The sequence below is a fragment of the Providencia sp. UF-224 genome, from assembly GCF_058245955.1.
Window position 1 is genome coordinate 82,536 of the sequence record NZ_JBSICC010000008.1, and the last position, 20,812, is coordinate 103,347.

Here is a 20,812-nt window from a genome sequence, read left to right on the forward strand (position 1 = left end):
TCCTATTTATTTCTTTGCTGTTGTTCTTTAGCCACAATGTCGTTCATCTGTATTTTTAAAAATGACAATAATTCATCTCTATCTTCCAAAGATGGAAAAACAGCGATAGGGATCATTGAGAATGCCAACAGTAATAACTGAAAAAATTGAGCACGTATTTCGGTATGAGCAATACGGAGTTCTTTATTAATAAAATCAATTAATTTTTCTTCAAATATTGTTTGCCCACGGATCCCGCTAGTAAAAACTTGGCTCAGTGATTTTTCCAATATCGGCTTATTTATGTCAGTGCTGTTTTGAAAACATGTTGATAGAAAAAATTGCTGGCTAAAGATAGAGTCAAGCGACTGTAATTCCCTTAGCCGCCCAACCCGAATAAAAAAATTACCAAATTCACTAACATTGATATCCCCTAACGGTAATGCCTGCAAATCACACGCTAATGCACGCGCTAAATAACGCATCATGTTTTCACGTTCTTGAAACTCTAATTCTTCAACCCACTGCTCATATAAATAAACGACTGGGCCGTCATAGCTAATAAACTCACGATAAACGGCTCTCAAGTTCCCAGCACTTTGTTTTAGTTTTTCAGCAAATGCCTTAGCTAATAACGCGACATTCGCCCCAGCTTGAGCTTTTCGCGCATTTTCATCATTTAAAAGATGCTCATTCAGTGTCTCAAGGTTATCAATTTGTTCCTGCTTTAGCTTTCTGCGATGAATTAATGTTGCAAGCGCCATTAATAAATCACTGGGATCAGGGAAAAACTGCAACAATAATGCACGTAATTGCTGCGGTGTCATAAGCTGCTTATTTAGCAACCCCTCGATTTTCATCACTTTCTCATCGGCATCATTGTCTAAAATGCGTTCAGAAAAACGTGTCCATTCCTCTTCAGGTGCCTTTCGAGAGCTCCCTCGGCGCACATGACTCGCGGCCAACATAGCCATTGACGCGTATTCACTGCTGCTATCAATAACCCCTAAACCACGGGCAACCTCGTCGCCATCATCACTATTGCTCTTTGATGATGCACGGCTTTTATCCTGAGTGTTGGATAAAAACCGGTTGCTGTAATTCATTGGCGTTATTGCCATGATTCACTCATATATTGCTGTAAAAACTGTACCGTGCCGTGCAACTGGCTATCACGCTGAGTAATACGCGTTTTTTCTGAGAATTGGCGGCCATCCCACGCTTCATTTTCATCCAATAAACGCGGCTGAATAAGGAATAGGCGTACCATTTTCTGCTGGTTAACTGAAGTGCTACTAAATAATCCGCCAATCCAAGGAATATCACCTAATCCAGGAATTTTACTTTCATTTTCAATGTATTGTTCGCGAGTATAGCCACCTATCAGTAAACTGCTGTCTTTCGCAATTCGTGCAACCGTATTAATACTGGTACGATTAATAGATGGTAACCCTTCAACGCTGGAAGCCTTGCCATCACTACCATGACTTTGCGCACCATCTTCAATATTGACTTCCATTTCAACTTGATGGCCCGCTGAAATACGTGGCATGACGCTGATCATGGTGCCGTAAGTGACCTGCTCCAACGTCGCAATCCGCTCACCTTGTAATTTGGCGTAAAAACTGGTGTTGTTATCAAACAACGCGGGGATATTTTCTTGTGTCAGTAAGACAGGGCGGGATACGATATGCCCATTGCCTTTTTTGCTAAGTGCATCAATTTGCAGTAAAAACTCTTGGCTATTCGACAGTGTACTACGGTTAAAGGCAATTGCCCCTCGACCCGCTTTAAATGTCCCCACTTCCCAACTCACACCTAAGTTATCTAACTCAGAACGGGTAATATCGATAATCCACAATGAAAGCTCAACTTGGCGACGGCGCACATCCAGTGTACGAACTAGCTGTTTTACATAGTTAATTTGTTCTTGGCTACCCTTAACAATTAAGCTATTACTGTCAGGATGCGCCACTAGTGAAAGTGCATTTTTACCCGATGAACGATTAACAATAACCTGCTTTTTTTCCTGCTTTTCTTCGCCTATCGGCGCATCCATCAATTCATCAATTGAATCCCCTGATACATTAAGTTTTGCAGGCTGAATATTAACGGTTTCCTCTACGGTATTGCCGCTATCTTTAAACAATGTACTAATAACAGTCAGCATGCCTGGCACTGTTGTGCTCTGACCACGGGATGAATATGTACGGTCAGTAACAGAGGCATGTTTCAATGAAATAACAGCCACCTCACTGCTGGTTGACTCTTCTTGCTTTAACTGCTTTTCGAGGTACAGCGTGGCGGCTTTGATAAGCTCGACATACAGCGGTGGCCCCGAAACAAATAATAAGTTATCAGCACCTTGAGAACGCACTGGAAATCGTTCATCATAAATCCCATTGCGCTGAATATAGCTCAGCACTTGTCCGCTGCTCACTCGATGCGTTGGCACAATGACGCTGCGCATTTCACTATTATCATAAACATAAATACTGGCGCCATCGTCATACCACACTAGCGCAATACGCCGTGTCAGGGCTTTAAACATTTCATCCGCATTCGCCAGGTTAAAATTACCTGTGACTTTTTTCTGAGCCGCTAACTTACTTAAAATAATGGGTTTATTTAACTGTTCTGCTACTGCTTCAAAAACCTTACCCACTGCAATATTGTTTGCGACAAAGGTTTCATGGTTTCTTTCTTGTGCCACAGGCTCTGCAATAAATATTTCAGACTGAGCCGCGTAAACATTAGAATTCAGTAAAAGGAGTGTTAGTAATATTGCCCCTTTTCTTTTACTGCTCATATAAATTTGCTCCAAGATGTCTTATTTCTGAAGGCGTTAACCCCAGTTCTTTTTTGATATCATTGGTGAAATGTGAGGCTGAGCAATAACCCGCTTCTAACCCAACATCTAAAATGGAACTTTCACTCTCAATTAACTGTAAAATTGCATTCGCCATACGAACGCTCATAATTTTACGCTTTGCTGTTTTATTAAAGTTTTCTCGATAAAGTTGTCTAAAATAAGAGGCTGATACACCATAACGGGCACAAAGCTGATTGATATTGGCATTCTTATCACTCTGTGCAGCTTCCAAAATAAAACGCATCATTCCGTAGGCTTCATATTTACGTAATACATTGCACCAACAGTTAAATAACGGGTGTATTCTTATAACCAAATCGATAACAATATTTCTCATTGAGACACTGGTAGAAAGCTCTTCATCCAATGAAATAAATTCTTGTGTGATTTGTTCATTTAAGCTGTAAATTTCCTTCTTTGAAAGAAATGACTGCCCCATCGCTGTATCAATCACCGCAAGAATCTCAATCAACTCTGACAATGCGATTGAATAGAGCTCCCAGTATGGGTTTTCATTACTCTCTAACACGTCATCATTGGCAATAAATATAGATGATTGCTCAAATGAAATATTTAAATTTGAATATGGCGATTTATAAAAAAACGCCGTTGCGCTATCACCTGGAATTGCCAAAACTAACTTATCCTGCAAAGAAAAACAGAAGTTTCTATTTTCTAACAGCGCAGCAATATCTTTCTTTGTCATGATATATAAGCCCTATCTATGTATTTTTTCAAAAAATAGCTTGAAATATATGCCCAACAAACTCAATGGAATAAAAAGGAATACTTTGCACTTAAAAAAATGATTCCCTAGTCATAAGGAATAAGACTAATTCAGCTGACAGTGCTTTTTTTATTCTGTTTAATACACTCAACTTATTTTTAAAGAGATTATATACGTGACAGATATCCATAATCAGACTTACGTGATGAAAATCATGAATGGTGAAATGCATGACCATGAAATAATAATTAATTTAAATGCTAATTTGATTGTTATTGGTGAGGAAGATACATATAAGACTAACGTAACGGATGAGGGTTTTACTGGGTATTCAATACCTAGCCATCAAGACGCTTTTACTTTCTCTATTATTTCCCATGAAGGCCAAATTGCCATCGACCTACACAAAAAAAACCAAAGTGAGATCATCTTAATTAATCTACAAGAAATTGTTTTAAAAGAGCTATTTCCATTTATGCTTAAAGAAATTGATACGCCTTGGAATACGTCGCTAATGTCTAAAGAGGAGCAACACCAACCTATTAAAACAGAAAAAAATCATAATAAATTTAATAAATCGCCATACAACTATAAATTCTTTGCAGGTCTATCATTATTCGCGTGCATTCTTGTTGGTTCTTTCTTTTTTCCGAATAATTCTGAATTAAAAAAAGATGCCCAATTAAAATCTATTGAAAAAATGCTAATAAGCAGCACACAAAAAATTGTAGTGACCAAAGATGATAAAAATACTGCTCTTATATTAGTACAATCTCAACGTGATTATGATTGGGCTATGCAACAATTGTTAAAGACAAAATTTCGCAACAATTTTTCCATCAAGATCCGCCGACAATTAGAAAATGAGATAGAAAATAAAATTTCAAATGAAATATCTAATTTATTAAAAGTTGATATTACTGACCCCTGTCACCCAGTGATTAAGTCATTATCTAATCAGCAAACAGTAAAAAACAATGATCTTTTTAACAAGATATTTTCCAGTAACTTTAGTTGCTATAAAAACTATACTACACATACTATCAATATCGGTGAATTACTAAAAAATGCCGAGCTAGGATTAACAGAAAGCCACGTCAAATGGCATAAAATCAATAAAAATAATAAATCCATATTTATTATTAAAGATAGTTTAAACGATAAGCAAACTATCTCATTAATTAACTTCGTTAATTCATTTAATCAGCAATGGGGAGAGCGACAAATTCAGTTCTCAATATCATTAGCCAATAATGAACTAGCAGGTCAATCTTTTATCACAAACGAAGGTGGTTATATTTTATTAGGTAATAACCATTGGACATTTAATCCAAAAACACTTTAATCAGTAAACAATGAGGATAATATCATGGCAACAATTGGTATGGGTACAACAACTGACTCAAATAATGCAACAATTAGCACGGGTGAATGGGATGGCTCTGCCTTTGAAGCAAGCGGAAGTGCAGATAGTAAATGGGGGATGATGTATCGTGCATCAGCAGGGTTAAGCGCACGAACAAAAGTCATTGCAGATAAATTAAAAGATACATTGGATAACCCAAATGTTGAAGTTGATAACCCATTAGTACTTGGCCAAATTACCACACTGAGTGGAAATTATAATATGGCTCGTCAATTACAAAGTAACGTCATGAAATCAATTAAAGACGCTGCCCAAGCCATTATTCGTAACGTTTAATACATAAATAAGCACCCTATAAATGGGTGCTCTATTTTACAGGATATTTTTATGATTAACCCAATTACATCTTCAACTGTTTTCCAAATTGACAATGACATCACAACAGCAGTACCTATGAGCTCATTTGAAGACAAAGTGAAGCAATTATTTGCCGAATATACTGTGGCTGTTGGAAGTGAAAAAGCGGACTTAATCAATAAGGCGAATAATATTGATGTCAGCAACCCCGCGGAGTTACTTAAAATTCAAAACCAAGTCGGTAATTATAACCTTGCGATGAGCACAATCAGCACGCTTACTCATAAAAGTGTTTCGGCCATTGATGTCGTCTTAAAAGCCCAATAACTTATGAACATTTTAAAAAAAATATTATTAGTCGGTTTTGTTGGTTTGTTATTAGGCTGTGATAATCAATTATTGCTCAGTAACTTAAGCCAAAGACAAAGTAATGAAGTTCTTGCAATATTACAGGCACACGGCGTAGATGCGACCCGTAAGCATGATAATAAAAGCGGGGATACCATCCGTGTCTCAAGTGATAATTTTGTCATTGCCGTTGATTTACTGCAAAAATATAACCTCCCCTCGAAAGACCCTGTTGAGATTATTCAGGCATTTCCAGGTGATTCACTCGTTGCCTCACCACAAGCGGAGCGAACCCGTTTGTTATCTTTAATTGAGCAACGTTTAGAACAATCCTTGTTATCCATTCCCGACGTAGTCAATGCAAGGGTGCATGTTAGTTACCCATTAAATGGCAATGGTACGGCAAAGCCAATACAAAAAGTCTCCAGTCTAGTGACTTACTCGGGAAATGAAGACCCCAAAATGATGATGAGCAAAATAAAACTATTTTTAAATAGTAGTTTTTCAGAAACAACTTACGATAATGTCTCGGTTGTTGTTATTAATCGTCCACCACTTCAATACCAATTAAAATCGACATCAGAGAGTAGTTTTCAGCCTATATTAATAGGGACTATTTTTGTCGTGATTGTTTTTCTCTTTAGCTTATTAGCTTTTATCCTGAAACGGCAATCAAATAAAAAACAATCTGATGAAATCGCTGAGAATAATTTAGATGTTATTACTAAATAAGCTTCTTATTGACCAAAAAAATATTTTTTTAGCACCGGGGAATTACTTTCATGATGAATTTAATCTCCCCATTTATCATCAATTACCCGCAAAATTGCAGCAGCAACACAATCAAAATTTGATTGAAAAATATGCATTAAAGATGCCGAATGAAAATACCCGAATATTACCCAGTTTATTATCAAATAATTGGGAAGCATTCCCTACGATTGCAATAACACTCGGTCATTTATGGCAAAGAAAACCATTCAATAACGATATGTTACCTAAGGAAAATATCCCACAGGCACTGTCTGCCTTTGGTGCAGCACAGCTTTTAGCTTGCCTTACCCCTTTCGGCAATATTTATGTTTCACGCGCAAAATATATGTTCAGCCAAAACACACAACAACTTATTCCTACATATTTCGACGGGGCATTACCCTGGAACATTATCGAGGAGGCATGTCATCATGTCAGCAGAAATAGAAACTAAGAAACAAATAATGGCAACAGCACAGGAAAAAGTGCTAATTAAAAAGCAGGTATTGAATGCATCAAAATATGAAAAAAGCATCATACAATACGCCAAAAAAAAGTCTAATAGACTTTATCAACATGCTCAAGAAAATGAAGCTATATTACAAAAAGCGGCCTATCAACAAGGGTACAATGATGGCTTAAAACAGCTTTTACATGACTTTATTGCAGGGTTAGAACACAGCATAATTGCCTTTCAAGAACAGGTAAATCAAAGCCAAGTCAGGCTCGAAAACCTATTGATGTCGCTGTTTAATGATGACCGTTTGAAAGAAATTATTGCGCATTACTTTGCTCAGTCCCCCGAAATAGCATCAAAAACAACCTTACATTTGCCAGCGCAGACACATGCAAATTTAAATGATATAAAACAAAACATTACGATATTGATCCATGCTGATTATGAATCAATTGCGTTAGAAACTAATAACCAAATTTGCTATTTCTCGCCTTCAATTGCGACTAAAAATACATTACCACAGATTTTCTCCATCCCAGTTCGTTGCCAGATATTGGATGAACAAAAAGTGGCCTACCAGAAACTGATTGAAAGAATAAATGCAGAGAAAGAGAATAATGACGATACTCCCCAATAGGCCCATACCAACAAGCTCTATCGTGCCAATTAGTCACCCCCTCGATAAAATAAGTATTATCACAAAAGGCACTACACCTTTAGCATCAAATACAACAAAACAGGTAGTGGATATCCCACCTAAGACACAAGAAAAAATAGATAAATTTATTGAAAAATTACAGTCAAAAGAAACAGATAAAGAGTTTTTTTCTGCTATTTTCAGTACTCTCACTCGGCTTAAAAAAAATGAAAAAGAGAATTTTATTGCTGGCACGGCGCAAATGCTCAAATCGCTACCGAATGATGGAACACCATCACTCTATGATAAATTCACAAAAGGGTTAAAGCGTTATATGGCGATAAATTTAATGAATCAACCGTTTACTGAGCAACTAAACAAAAATATATCTAGCTTTAATATAGATGGCGACGATGATGATTAAGTTTAAAAATGATAACCACCATCAATATTAGATGCATTTCTATAGAGGTAAAGTTCATACAATCTTTGATAATTATTTACCTCTTTTATATTTCCTCTCTATTCTCCCTCTAAAAAATAAAAATTATGTATATTTTTTTGATATATATATCCAGGCAATATGAGTTAAATTTATCCTAACAATAAATTTAGAGCTATTATAAAAAAACGACTTAATTTTTTTCATTTATTAGTGAGCCCTGTTTTTTTATATTGAAGCATATTTTAGTGGAAGTTAGGATATGACTAATTTCTTACCCAGTTATCTTTTATAGGAAAATATATGAGTAGTATGGAATACATGGAAATAGAGCCCATGATTTTGTTATCCGAAGAGGTTGTTTATAACCCATTAAAAAGAACCCTTTCCAAAGGAAAGAAATCCATCAGTCTTACAGAAAATGAGTCTTGCCTGTTAAAATTATTACTAGTAAAAACAAGTAATAAAAGAGAGGTCATGTACGAAATCTGGGAAAAGAGAGGAACCATTGTGACTGAAAGTAGTTACTACAAACTGGTGAGACAGTTACGTCAATCTTTCAAAAAAGTGGAATTAGATGAGAACCTCATCATGACGCTACCAAGAATTGGTATTCTCTATACTGGAGAGAAATTTGAAATGCCAGTTTTATCGAAAAATCATCAAGATAGAAAAAATGTTTATTCTTACATTCGATGTTTTTTCCAAAAAGTTTTTGTCCGTTCATTCCAATAAAATCATATATAGAAGAAATTAATCATGTTTTTTATCAATACATTAAAAAAATATATTAACGTTTTATTTATTCTCGCTTTTGTTGGCTTACTGTTTGGTTGCAGTCAATTTTCGCAAAACAGACTACTCGATTCTGACTACCGTCTTGAGGGAGATATCTATTCACATGCCAATATCCCTGATAATGCTGAAATAACATTATCCATCAGTCCATTAGATATAGTTTCCTCTAATAATGAGACCTATAGCTATCACTTTAAAACAAATAAAGTTAGTCGTGTTGTTTATTTTAAAGCGAATATTCCAGACCATCTTATGACCAATAAAAAACCATTAGGAATTAGTGTCAGAATCGAAAAAGACGAGGCGTTAATTATGATGACAAATAAAATTGTTCCACTACCTCTGCTTTCTTCAGAAAAAATATCACTGCCTGTTTTATCAATGCAGTAATAAGTTTATTATCTATTACTCCTAATTACTTCAACCCTAATCGCTTGGCTAATCGGTGTAAATTTGCAATATCTAATGATAAATCGCGAGCACTTGCCGACCAATTATAATGATTAAGCTCCAAGGCTTGCGTAATCATTTTACGTTGAAAATCATCCGTTGCATCACGCAAGTTAGTGCCCACTGGTAGCGTGAGTGGCTGGTCAACTACCTGCTCAGGGTGATTAAACGTAAAGTAGTGTGGCTGTAAAATAACATCACCTGTATGAGTAGATGCCCGAGCAAGTATAATTGCACGGTGGATAGCATGCTCTAATTCCCTGACATTTCCAGGCCACACGTAATTAAGCAAATACATTTGCAATGATGAGCTTAATACCACACTCGATAAATTAAAACGTTGGCGGTATTGTTCGCAGAAATACCCCGCAAGCAAAATAATATCTTCGCCCCGCTCTTTTAATGGCGGAACAAATAATGGGAACACGCTGAGCCGATGAAATAAGTCTGCTCTGAAACGCCCTTCTAAAACCTCTTCGCGCAAATCACGGTTTGTTGCTGCCAATACCCGTACATTAACCCGTAAACTACGGTCATCCCCCACCCGCTGAATATCGCCATATTGTAAAACACGCAATAATTTTGCCTGCAATGATAATGACAGCTCACCAATTTCATCAAGAAACAGTGTGCCATTGTCTGCCATCTCGAACTTGCCGCTTCTATGGCTTATTGCTCCAGTAAATGCCCCTTTCACGTGACCAAATAACTCACTTTCAGCCACATTTTCAGGTAAGGCCGCGCAGTTTAAATACACCAATGGCTTATCTGCGCGGAGTGATTTTTCATGAATGGATTTAACGACTAGCTCTTTCCCTGTTCCCGTTTCACCGCCCACCAGTACATTCAGATCAGAGGCTGCAACAATCTCGATTTCTTTTTTTAATTGCTGCATTCGCAGGGATAAACCAATGATTTCAGTTTGCCCTGTCGGTTTAAATAAGGCTGGTTGATTTGGCAAAACATTTTGATTTTCAAGCTGTTCAATCAACAAGGCATTGTTTAGAGCCCCCGCTGCAAGTGCAGCAATTAACCTCAATGATTCATTACTAAAGGCATCAAATTGGTCAGGAGACAGTCCATCTAAGGTTAATGCACCGATAAGATTTTGCCCTGCGTATAAAGGTAGCCCTACACAGGCATGCACTTTAAGGTGTTGATGATGTGGAATTAAACCATCATAAGGGTCTGGGAGTTGGCTATCCGCGGGGAAACGTACCACATCCCCAGCGCGTGCAATTGCTTCGAGTCGTGGGTGCCCTTCTAATAAAAAGCGTCTTCCCAACACATCTGCCATTAAGCCATCAATTGCTAAGGGTATGAATTGGCCTGACTCATAACGAAGCAATGCACAAGCATCACATTTTAGGGATTGCCTCAATGTGGTAATAAGCCGTTGAAAGCGGTCTGGGTGTTCAATACCACTTTGCAGTTCAATCGCGATTTGTGCCAATGCATCGACAGAAAAACCCATCATCATTCCTCATAGTCAATTTGACTATCATTATAGTCATAATGACTCATTTTAATATAGTCATTATGACATATTTATTTTACCTTGAAATCACTATTTACATTAAAATCAAATAGATAAAAACATGGCATGGATATTGATTATGTCTTTGTATACTCCAAAGAAATATAGGACAAAATTAATATGGCGATTCATGTAAAAAACAATATTCAGTGGGTAGGTCAGCGTGATTGGGAAGTGCGCGATTTTCATGGTACCGAGTACAAAACACTCAAAGGAAGTAGCTATAACAGCTATTTGATTTGTGAGGAGAAAAATGTCCTTATCGATACGGTAGATCATAAATTTAGCCGCGAATTTGTGCAAAATCTACGTGGCCAGATTGATTTAAATGATATCGATTACATTGTTATTAATCATGCGGAAGAAGACCACGCAGGTGCCTTAACTGAGCTCATGAGCTATATTCCTAACACGCCTATCTATTGCACCGCAAACGCTATTGACTCAATCAATGGTCACCATCATCACCCTGAATGGAATTTTAATGTCGTCAAAACAGGGGATACCCTTGATATTGGTAACAATAAGCAGCTGATATTTATTGAAACACCTATGCTTCACTGGCCAGATAGCATGATGACTTACCTTACTGACGATGCCGTTCTTTTTAGTAATGATGCATTTGGACAACACTATTGTGATGAACGATTATTCAACGATGAAGTGGATCAAAATGAACTGTTTGATCAATGTCAGCGCTATTACGCCAATATTCTGACACCCTTTAGTCGCTTAGTAACCCCGAAAATTAATGAGATCTTAGGCTTTAATCTACCCGTCGATATGATTGCAACGTCACACGGTGTGGTATGGCGAGATAATCCAACGCAAATTGTTGAATTGTATTTGAAATGGGCGGCTGATTATCAAGAAGACCGCATCACAATTTTCTACGATACCATGTCAAATAATACCCGTTTAATGGCCGATGCCATTGCACAGGGCATTAATGAGGCTGACCCGAATGTGGCGGTTAAGATTTTCAACATCGCAAAAAGTGACAAAAACGACATTATTACACATGTATTTCGTTCTAAAGGCACCCTTGTCGGCACATCAACCATGAACAATGTGATGATGCCAAAGATTGCAGGCATGCTTGAAGAAATGTCTGGGTTACGGTTTTTAAATAAAAAAGCGGCTGCATTTGGTAGCTTTGGCTGGAATGGCGGCGCCGTTGATCGGGTACAAACGCGGCTAATGGATGCAGGGTTTGATACAGCTCTGTCATTAAAAGCAAAATGGAAACCAGATACCGCAACGCTAGAAAGCTGCCGTGAATATGGCCGAGATATTGCACGTAAATGGGCTTTATCTGCATAACCACACTGACCAAAGCACGATCAGAATTTTATGATTTTATAGAGGACACCTCACATGCAATTAAGAGATAAAACACTTGGCCAGCTTGCCTTATCGATTCCAAGAGCATCCGCGCTTTTTCGCCAATACAATATGGATTATTGCTGCGGCGGAAAACAAACGCTCAGCCGAAGTGCAGAAAAATTGAATTTAGACATTGAAGCATTAGAAAAACAATTAGCAGAATTATCAAATGAAACATTAGAAAAAGACTGGCGAGCGGCTCCGCTAGATGAACTTATTGATTTTATTATTGTTCGTTATCACGATAGACACAGAGAGCAATTACCTGAACTTATTTTGCAAGCACAAAAAGTCGAGAGAGTTCATGCTAATAAACCCACCGTTCCGAGTGGCTTGGCAAAATACCTTGAAGCCCTGCTTGAAGAATTAACCAGCCATATGATGAAAGAGGAACGTGTATTGTTCCCAATGATTAAAAATGGGTTAGGGCAAAATGCAGCGGGTCCAATTAGCGTCATGGAACAGGAACATGATGATGCTGGAGATTTATTAGAAGCGATTAAAGGCATCACAGATAACGTGACACCTCCCGCGGAAGCCTGTACCACTTGGCGTGTACTTTACAATGGAATCAATGAGTTAATTGATGATTTAATGAATCATATTAACTTAGAAAACAACTTACTGTTCCCAAGGGCATTAGCAGGCGAGTAAGCGTTTTTCCACATATTATCGCTGCTTAGTAAAGAGCAGCGATAATATTTTTACCAAAGGCCTTCTGATTCCAAACCTAAAGATACCACATCAAATAAACCTTCATTTAACTCATTCTCTGTACAGGTGAAAACCAGTTTAGTCGGTGGAGTAAATCCTGTTTTTGCATCAACCCCTTTTGAGCCAAAAACAAATGCAAGCAGAGCGGTAAAAGGTGCAGAATTTATCGCCAAATCATTGAGGATAAAGTGTATTTTTTTTACTTCCTCCTCATTTTCAAAAGAACCTGTCGCATGGATATGAATCACACTTTCATCTCTATTTGCATTTTTAATATTCGGTAATGAAAATCAACAGCTTTGGCTGTAAAACGGTATTGTTTAGACATAGATTATTTTCACCTTTATTTAAGAGAGTAAAAATGACGGCTCAACAGATGAGATGCCTTATCTATGTATAAATAAAAAAGCGTTAAATGAAAAACTCATCAATTAGTACAACTTAAAAAAACATAATCAGTTATACGCTATTATTTCTTATCAAAAAAAAACGACCTAATAAATAGGTCGCTCTTTTATCATTTTTAATTGATTGCTATTGGTAGCTTTTTTTAATTTCTTGCGAAATCGCTAAGCCTCGTTTTGCTTCTTTTTCTGCTATCTCAACGGACAAACCAATATAAGAACGCGGGTCGAGCATCGCTTTGATTTCATCATTGCTAAAAGCGGCTGAAATCACACTGTTTTTGGTCAGGTTGGTATAGAAATCCTCACCATCCGCTGCGGTCTTGATCGCTTCTTCATATAGCAGCTCATGGGCTTTGTCTTTCCCCAGCTTTTCTGCCATTTTCATCATGACGTATTCAGTATTATCTAGCCCTTTATTCCTCAATACGTTATGTAACATTCTATCTTCATGAGGAACGAGAGTTCTTGAAAGCTCTTCAGTTCTTAAAAGAATTTCTGTCGTTAATTCTAACGCTTCTTCAATTAAGCCATCGAATAACATATAAGAGCTACTGTCACCTTCATAAGGACGCACGGCAGAGTACATCCCCACACTTGGCAAAGAGTACAATTTCTGTGAGTTCGCAATAATCCCTTTCGCAAGTTTTGGGTTAATCTTGTGCGGCATGGTACTGCTGCCCACCGTCCCCTTAGTAAACCCTTCAGAAACCTCAGCAATTTCTTCCAATGTGGTGCTGTAAACTTCCTCGCCAATTTTATGGCAGATATTCGCCATCAGCGCCAAGTTCGCCATATATTCTAATTTATGGGTACTTAGGTTTCTCGATGGAACTTCCATCGCATGCATGCCCGTTAGCTCAGCGACGCGTTTTTGTACCTCTAAACCAATACCCGGCATAGAGTTAAATGCCCCAACCGCTCCGCCCATCATGATGGTGAAGACGCGCTTTTCACACTCTTTCATACGCTGATAACAATCAATAAAATCACTGATCCATACCGACACTTTATAACCGTAAGTGATCGGAATTGCATGGCGTCCATGGGTTCGACCCGGCATGACCATATGTTTGGTTTTTTCTGCCAGCCCCGATAAGTTCTCAATGATTTCACTCAGCAACAACATAAATTTGTTGTGTACTGTTTTCATCATATACAGCTGGGAACTTTGCTGAATATTCTGCGTGGTAATACCGTAGTGGATATATTTACCACTCTCTTCTGAGCATGCATTTACTAATACTTTCAGAAAAGGCACAAAACCATGGCCAATTTTTTGGTAAATACGGCTCATTTCTTCGAAATCAATATTTTCAATAATCGCCTTTTCTTTGATTTCATCAGCTGCGGATTGGGGAATAAACCCCTGCTCCGCCTGTGCTTGAGCCAACATAGATTCAAACATTAACCAAGTCGTATATTTCGCTTCATCAGATAAAAGCGCCTTAATACCTCGGTCATCAATGGTTTTACTTTTAGAATCGTATAATGCTCTCATTTCGTATCCCTTCTTTATTTCTTCATTGCTTCATCAACAGCATTGCGAACGAATTCAACCTTCGGCCCATAAACGACATGGACATGGTTTGCCGATGGAAAGAAGAATGCGGTACATCCTGATTCCAACATTAAATCTTTATCAATTTGATTCACTTCGCCAACATCAATACGCATACGAGTAATACAGTTATCTACGTTACGAATATTTTGTTTGCCACCTAACGCTTGGATTAAAATTTCTGCAATTTCGCCATAACGTTTTTCTTTAATTAAGGTATTTTTCAGATTGCTAGACTCTTCACGACCCGGGGTTTTGATATCAAATTTAATAATCGCCCAGTAGAAAATAAAGTAAGTGACGACGGCTAAACAGCTACCAATGATGACCAAGAATATCCAGTTGGTGTGCTCATATAGCAATCCAAATATCGTGAAGTCGAATACCGTTCCTCGGATATAACCGATAGCAACACCCGCGAAAGAAAGTAATACCGCCCCAATACCGACAATAATCGCGTAAATGAGATACAGCAGTGGCGCAATAAATACGAAAGTAAATTCGAGCGGTTCGGTCACGTTACCCAGCATCGCAGTCAATACCATTGTCACCAACATCGACTTCACTTCTGCGCGGTTTTCTTTCTTCGATGTTCTGTAAATTGCCAGTGCAATTGCAGGGAATAAGAACAGCGTTACTAACATTTGCTGTTGCGCCATAAAGCGGGTCAAACTTGGCATCATTGCCCAATATTCGCTGTTAGGGCCTTGTTTGAATAACACTTCAGTCAATGCAGGAACAACACCAACAAAAGTTTGTCCATCAATAACATAAGTACCGCCCGCTTCCGTGAATCGGAACAACACGTTCCAGACGTGGTGCAACCCGAACGGAATGAATAAACGCTCACCACCTGCGGTAAAGAATGGCCCAACTGGACTCAAGAACACGGCGGATAGCTTCATTAAACCTTGAACTAAGACTTCCCAGATAAACGGTAACAATGCGCCGACCATGATCATTAAACCAATCATGATAATGGACACTGATTTTTTACCAGAGAAGAATGCAAATGCGGTTGGAAGCTCAAGGTTATAGAACTTGTCAGTCGCCCAAGAGGCAATTAAACCGGTAATGATCCCCCCCGCGGCACTGATATTTAGGGTTTGTATTCCAAGGACTTTGATCTGCCCCACTTGGCTCATAATCGCTGCATCAGCGAGCTTGCCAGTGAGTACCAACCAAATATTCATGGTAATGATCAAGGATAAGTAACCGACCACCGACGCAAAAACGGCTATCCCCTTATCTCTCTGACTCATCCCATAAGCGACCCCCATCGCAAACAGCAATGGGATATTATCGAAAATCACCCCTGCAATAGAACGAATGCTAACTAATAGAGCGTTAACTGTTTCATTTCCGAGGAAAGGAAAGCGTGCAATCATATACGTTTGCACTAACGCACCGCTGATACCCAATATCATACCGATAGGTGCAAGCACACCAATCGGAAGGAGTAATGTTCTCCCAAAGCGTTGGATAGATTCACCAAACTTTCTTCTGGCCATACTTTTTCCTTATGACTTCTATTATTAGAATTAAAGGCATACTAGCTTGGGGGTTTTATAAAAGAAATGATGTCCCGGTTTTAAAAATTATCTTAGGTCATAAATTATGACCTAGGTCATTTTGAAACAGCACTAACGCGAGAAATAACAATAAAAAGGCAGTAATATAGGAAGGGTAAGTTAAGAAAGTCGCCTAAAGTAGGTTTTCTAACTCATTGATAAGTAAATCAACTAAAATAAAAAAACCGATTCGGGACTTGGTGTCATCCCTTTTAGTATCGTAACTGTCTGCGAAACAAAAAAGCGTGTTATCGGTATAACTGGTTAATTCATTGGTATTGAATGCCGTCATACTAATAATATTCGCCCCTTTTAATTGGACAATTTTAGCGGTTTCAATAATCTTTTTTGTGCCACCAGAAAGGGAAATAAATATCACCGTATCATCTTTACTGACGAGCCGAGTGAAAGAATCAGATAAATTGTAGTCATTAATAAAAAAGCAGTGCAGACCTAATGCAAAGAGTAAGTGCTCAAGGTAATAGCCCACGGCCTTACTGGTTCCCCTCGCGACAATAAAAATATTTCGTGATTTATGTAAGATATTCGCACAATCGTTAATTTGGTCTTCATTGATCAGCGTAAAGCTTTTATTAATGTTTTTTTCGAGTTGTTTTTTGTAGGAAGCAGGCGTGACTTTTTCAGCTTTGTTTTTGGACAGAATATAATTATTAATTTGAAATTTAAGCTCTTTAAAACCACTGAAGCCTAATTTCTGCGATAAGTTAATAATGACTGTTTTAGACACATACGTTTTCGCCACTAAATCATTGATATTTAAGTATGGAATATCAGCAATATTGTCGTTCAGGTATTTTAAAACTTTTTTTTCGCTGAGCGTTAAATTATCGTAATTTTTTAAAAATTCCAACATATCCCACCTGACCAATTTTGCCGAAAAAACCCATTATACCGCAGGGGCCAACAACGTGATGATGATTAATAATGATGAAATAACACAAAATAATCAATTTGCTGATTATACGCCAAATAGAGCCTTTATATAGAATTCAGGGAGGTAAATTTGTGAGAAGGTACAATTGTTTAATTAAAACAATATGTTCTAAAAAAATAACTTAGTTTATTAAGATATTTCTCTAAGTAATACAGATCTAGTCATATTGCCCGCCAAAGAGCGAGTTTATCGATTATCCTTTGGTAGTGCCGCCTTTTTTTGTGCAATTTTCTGCCTAACTGTTTCCATATTGTTACTATGGATTTATTTTTTTTAGTAATTATAATCAGTGCCCATCATTTTATGTAGTAGTTCATTACATTGAGTTCGAACATGATGCTCAGGTCTGTCTTGAATGATTGAAAAATGAAATTCGCCGCGGATAGGTTGTTTTTAACGACCTAGCCTTGGGCTTTCTTATCAATTAACAAGGAGACGCTGATGCAAGTCAGTCGACGGTCTTTTTTCAAGATCTGTGCAGGTGGTATGGCAGGAACTTCCGCTGCACTACTTGGTTTTGCCCCAAATGTATCTTTCGCAGGTTCTCGCCAATATAAGCTCTTACGCTCTGTCGAAACACGTAATAACTGTACCTATTGTTCCGTGGGTTGCGGTATTTTGATGTACAGCTTAGGCGATGGCGCAAAAAACGCAGAAAAAAATATCTATCACATCGAAGGCGACCCTGATCACCCTGTTAGCCGAGGCTCGTTATGCCCAAAAGGGGCGGGCCTTATCGACTATATTCACAGTGAAAACCGCCTAAAATACCCTGAATACCGCAAACCTGGTTCTGGCAAATGGGAACGTATTTCATGGGATGAAGCGATAGACAAAATTGCGCATTTAATGAAAAAAGACCGCGATGAAAATTTTGTTACGCACAATGAAAAAGGCCAAGAAGTTAACCGCTGGCTGACAACAGGCATGTTGTGTTCATCTGCGGCGAGCAATGAAACAGGGATTCTCGATAATAAATTCTCCCGCTCATTAGGCATGCTCGCTATCGACTGCCAAGCCCGACTCTGCCATGCCCCGACCGTTTCCGCACTTGCCCCAACATTTGGTCGTGGCGCAATGACCAACAACTGGGTTGATATTAAAAATGCCAACGTCATTTTAATTATGGGTGGAAACCCGGCGGAAGCACATCCTGTTGGTTTCAAATGGGTTATCGAAGCCAAGATCAAAAATAATGCCAAAGTCATTGTTGTTGACCCACGCTTTAACCGCAGCGCGTCCGTCGCAGACATGTATTCGCCAATTCGTGCGGGTTCAGATACGGCATTTTTACTCGGTGTTATCCGCTACCTTATTGAAAATGATAAAATTCAACACGAGTATGTCAAAGCCTATACTAATGCGCCATTAATCGTTCGTGAAGATTATCATTTTGATGATGGGCTTTTTAGCGGCTTTGATGATAAAAAACAACAATATGACCGCAGCTCTTGGCATTATGAAACCGATGCAAATGGCCATGCGCTCAAGGATGAAACACTTCAACATCCTCGTTGTGTTTGGAACCTATTAAAGCAACACGTTTCCCGCTATACACCTGAAGTCGTCACGACCTTATGTGGTACACCACTTGAAGATTTTATCTATATTTGTGAACAACTTGCCTCGACTTCAGGCAAAGACAGAACGTCGACCATTTTGTATGCTTTAGGGTGGACGCACCACACAGGTGGGGCACAAACGATTCGTACTGCAGGTATGATCCAGCTATTGCTGGGTAACGTTGGTATGCCGGGTGGTGGTGTCAATGCGCTGCGTGGCCACTCCAACATTCAAGGTTATAGCGATTTAGGGTTACTCTCTTTGAATCTACCGGGTTATATGCCGTTACCCAACGAGAAACAGGATTCACTACAAACCTATCTGTCGCAAATCACACCAAGCTCAATCGTGCCTGACCAAGTGAACTACTGGAAAAGAACGCCCGATTTTTTCATTAGCTTAATGAAAAGCTTTTGGGGTGACAATGCCACCGCAGCCAATGAATGGGGTTATCACTGGCTACCTAAATGGGATAAGAGCTATGACATCATGGCGCAAACCCAAATGATGGTTGATGGCAAAATGAACGGCTATATCGTTCAAGGTTTTAACCCATTAGCTGCATTCCCTGATAAAAACAAATGTAGCGTAGCACTCTCGAAGCTCAAATATCTGGTCATTATCGATCCTCTGGTCACTGAATCATCAAACTTCTGGCAAAACCATGGTGAGATGAACGACGTCAATACCGCCGATATTCAAACCGAAGTCTTCCGTCTTCCATCCTCGTGTTTTGCTGAAGAAAATGGCTCAATCGCAAACTCTGGCCGCTGGTTACAATGGCATTGGGCGGGCGCACGACCACCCGCTCAAGCATGGCATGATGGTAAAATTCTGGGGCATTTATTGATGCGCCTACGCCAACTATACCAAGAAGAAGGCGGTGTTTGCCCTGAACCATTAATGAATCTCTCTTGGAACTATGTAGACCCATATGACCCGCAACCTGAAGAAGTGGCGAGGGAAGCGAATGGCCAAGCGATGCAGGATATTTATGATGATGCCGGCAAGCTATTATTCAAGAAAGGGCAGCAGCTTGATGGCTTCCACCAATTGAAATCCGATGGCTCAACAGCCAGTTTTTGCTGGGTCTATTCTGGTTGCTGGACAGAAAAAGGCAATCAGATGGCAAACCGCGATAATGCAGATCCATCCGGTTTAGGTTGTACCCCAGGCTGGGCGTTCGCATGGCCGCAAAACCGCCGTGTTCTCTATAACCGTGCGTCAGTCGACCCAAGTGGAAAACCATGGGATGAAAAACGCCAACTCATTAAGTGGGATGGTACCCAATGGGGGGGCTTTGATGTTCCTGATTTTGGTAATGCCCCGCCAAACAGCGGTGTAGGGCCATTTATTATGCAACCTGAGGGTGTCGGTCGCTTATTCTCCGTGGATAAAATGGCTGACGGCCCATTCCCTGAATTCTACGAACCGTTTGAATCCCCTGTAGAACATAATATTTTGCATCCAAAAGTGTCACGTAACCCAGTAGCCCGCTTATATAGCTATGATAAAGAGCATTTAGGAAATGCAAAAGATTTTCCATATGTAGCAACCACTTACTCCATCACTGAGCTATTCCGTCATTGGACGAAACATTCATTATTAAATGCCATTGCACAGCCTGACCAATTTATCGAAATTGGTGAGCAATTAGCCTCACAAAAAGGCATTAAACAAGGTGATGAAGTCAAAGTCAGTGCCAAACGAGGCTTTATTAAAGCCAAGGCCGTAGTCACCAAACGTATTCGCCCATTAACCATCAATGGTAATGTGGTCGAAACCATTGGGATCCCTTGCCATTGGGGCTTTGAAGGAGCAACACAAAAAGGTTTCCTTGCCAATACATTGACGCCATCGGTTGGTGATGCAAATGCATTCACGCCTGAATATAAAGCGTTTTTAGTCAATGTTGAAAAGGCGTAAGGAGAAATT

The 20,812-nt window shown here is 38.9% G+C and carries 19 protein-coding genes and 1 pseudogene; 12 read left to right on the forward strand and 8 right to left on the reverse strand.

What is annotated here, in order from left to right:
- Window positions 1-2: 2 nt before the first annotated feature.
- From sctW to AC4IFO_RS09940, 3 genes are read right to left on the reverse strand one after another with little or no spacing between them, the layout of a single operon-like run.
- Window positions 3-1,100: a type III secretion system gatekeeper subunit SctW gene (gene sctW, locus AC4IFO_RS09930; RefSeq protein ID WP_490733936.1), complete on the reverse strand. Its 1,098-nt coding sequence runs from the start codon at window positions 1,098-1,100 to the stop codon at window positions 3-5.
- On the reverse strand, window positions 1,091-2,788 hold the full coding sequence (gene sctC / locus AC4IFO_RS09935) for a type III secretion system outer membrane ring subunit SctC (RefSeq protein ID WP_490733938.1): 1,698 nt from the start codon (window positions 2,786-2,788) through the stop codon (window positions 1,091-1,093). Before sctC ends, sctW begins: the two co-directional genes overlap by 10 nt.
- Window positions 2,778-3,557, reverse strand: a complete 780-nt coding sequence (locus AC4IFO_RS09940; RefSeq protein ID WP_490733940.1) for a helix-turn-helix domain-containing protein — start codon at window positions 3,555-3,557, stop codon at window positions 2,778-2,780. Before AC4IFO_RS09940 ends, sctC begins: the two co-directional genes overlap by 11 nt.
- 196 nt (window positions 3,558-3,753) lie before the next feature.
- On the opposite strand from AC4IFO_RS09940, the gene AC4IFO_RS09945 reads away from it, so the two are divergent.
- From AC4IFO_RS09945 to AC4IFO_RS09985, 9 genes are all read left to right on the forward strand, one after another.
- Window positions 3,754-4,923: a PrgH/EprH family type III secretion apparatus protein gene (locus AC4IFO_RS09945; protein WP_490733942.1), complete on the forward strand. Its 1,170-nt coding sequence runs from the start codon at window positions 3,754-3,756 to the stop codon at window positions 4,921-4,923.
- Between the two features lie 24 nt (window positions 4,924-4,947).
- Window positions 4,948-5,280, forward strand: a complete 333-nt coding sequence (locus tag AC4IFO_RS09950) for an EscF/YscF/HrpA family type III secretion system needle major subunit (RefSeq protein ID WP_490733944.1) — start codon at window positions 4,948-4,950, stop codon at window positions 5,278-5,280.
- Between the two features lie 51 nt (window positions 5,281-5,331).
- Complete coding sequence (gene sctI / locus AC4IFO_RS09955) at window positions 5,332-5,628, forward strand: type III secretion system inner rod subunit SctI (RefSeq protein WP_490733946.1); 297 nt, start codon at window positions 5,332-5,334, stop codon at window positions 5,626-5,628.
- A 3-nt stretch (window positions 5,629-5,631) separates the two neighbouring features.
- A complete protein-coding gene (gene sctJ, locus AC4IFO_RS09960; RefSeq protein ID WP_490733948.1) occupies window positions 5,632-6,381 on the forward strand; it encodes a type III secretion system inner membrane ring lipoprotein SctJ in 750 nt (249 codons plus the stop codon).
- On the forward strand, window positions 6,365-6,856 hold the full coding sequence (locus AC4IFO_RS09965; protein ID WP_490733950.1) for a hypothetical protein: 492 nt from the start codon (window positions 6,365-6,367) through the stop codon (window positions 6,854-6,856). The genes sctJ and AC4IFO_RS09965 overlap by 17 nt, the downstream gene beginning before the upstream one ends.
- On the forward strand, window positions 6,834-7,496 hold the full coding sequence (locus AC4IFO_RS09970; protein WP_490733952.1) for a hypothetical protein: 663 nt from the start codon (window positions 6,834-6,836) through the stop codon (window positions 7,494-7,496). The genes AC4IFO_RS09965 and AC4IFO_RS09970 overlap by 23 nt, the downstream gene beginning before the upstream one ends.
- Entirely contained in the window at window positions 7,477-7,920 is a 444-nt protein-coding gene (locus tag AC4IFO_RS09975) for a hypothetical protein (protein WP_490733954.1), read from the forward strand. The genes AC4IFO_RS09970 and AC4IFO_RS09975 overlap by 20 nt, the downstream gene beginning before the upstream one ends.
- Window positions 7,921-8,241: 321 nt before the next feature.
- On the forward strand, window positions 8,242-8,673 hold the full coding sequence (locus AC4IFO_RS09980; RefSeq protein ID WP_490733956.1) for a winged helix-turn-helix domain-containing protein: 432 nt from the start codon (window positions 8,242-8,244) through the stop codon (window positions 8,671-8,673).
- Window positions 8,674-8,697: 24 nt separating this feature from the next.
- Window positions 8,698-9,126: a hypothetical protein gene (locus tag AC4IFO_RS09985; protein WP_490733958.1), complete on the forward strand. Its 429-nt coding sequence runs from the start codon at window positions 8,698-8,700 to the stop codon at window positions 9,124-9,126.
- Between the two features lie 25 nt (window positions 9,127-9,151).
- Here the strand turns inward: AC4IFO_RS09985 and norR are convergent, their stop codons facing one another.
- Window positions 9,152-10,660: a nitric oxide reductase transcriptional regulator NorR gene (gene norR / locus AC4IFO_RS09990; protein WP_490733960.1), complete on the reverse strand. Its 1,509-nt coding sequence runs from the start codon at window positions 10,658-10,660 to the stop codon at window positions 9,152-9,154.
- Window positions 10,661-10,843: 183 nt separating this feature from the next.
- Between norR and norV the strand changes: the two are divergent.
- Window positions 10,844-12,040: pseudogene (gene norV, locus AC4IFO_RS09995) on the forward strand (anaerobic nitric oxide reductase flavorubredoxin); the annotation flags it as partial.
- Between the two features lie 60 nt (window positions 12,041-12,100).
- The gene (ytfE, locus tag AC4IFO_RS10000) at window positions 12,101-12,763 is read left to right on the forward strand and encodes an iron-sulfur cluster repair protein YtfE (RefSeq protein WP_490733962.1); all 663 of its coding nucleotides are present in this window, start codon (window positions 12,101-12,103) and stop codon (window positions 12,761-12,763) included.
- A gap of 50 nt (window positions 12,764-12,813) precedes the next feature.
- On the opposite strand, the gene AC4IFO_RS10005 is transcribed toward ytfE, so the two are convergent.
- The 4 genes from AC4IFO_RS10005 to AC4IFO_RS10020 all read right to left on the reverse strand — a co-directional run bounded on the left by AC4IFO_RS10005 (window position 12,814) and on the right by AC4IFO_RS10020 (window position 17,233).
- Entirely contained in the window at window positions 12,814-13,071 is a 258-nt protein-coding gene (locus AC4IFO_RS10005) for a hypothetical protein (protein WP_490733964.1), read from the reverse strand.
- A 286-nt stretch (window positions 13,072-13,357) separates the two neighbouring features.
- Window positions 13,358-14,728, reverse strand: coding sequence for a class-II fumarase/aspartase family protein (locus tag AC4IFO_RS10010; protein ID WP_490733966.1), 1,371 nt, complete (start codon window positions 14,726-14,728; stop codon window positions 13,358-13,360).
- A gap of 14 nt (window positions 14,729-14,742) precedes the next feature.
- Window positions 14,743-16,299: a PTS transporter subunit EIIC gene (locus AC4IFO_RS10015; RefSeq protein ID WP_219245279.1), complete on the reverse strand. Its 1,557-nt coding sequence runs from the start codon at window positions 16,297-16,299 to the stop codon at window positions 14,743-14,745.
- 193 nt (window positions 16,300-16,492) lie between these two features.
- A complete protein-coding gene (locus tag AC4IFO_RS10020) occupies window positions 16,493-17,233 on the reverse strand; it encodes a MurR/RpiR family transcriptional regulator (protein ID WP_490733968.1) in 741 nt (246 codons plus the stop codon).
- 522 nt (window positions 17,234-17,755) lie between these two features.
- On the opposite strand from AC4IFO_RS10020, the gene fdnG reads away from it, so the two are divergent.
- Entirely contained in the window at window positions 17,756-20,803 is a 3,048-nt protein-coding gene (fdnG, locus tag AC4IFO_RS10025) for a formate dehydrogenase-N subunit alpha (RefSeq protein ID WP_490733970.1), read from the forward strand.
- The last annotated feature ends 9 nt before the right edge of the window (window positions 20,804-20,812 follow it).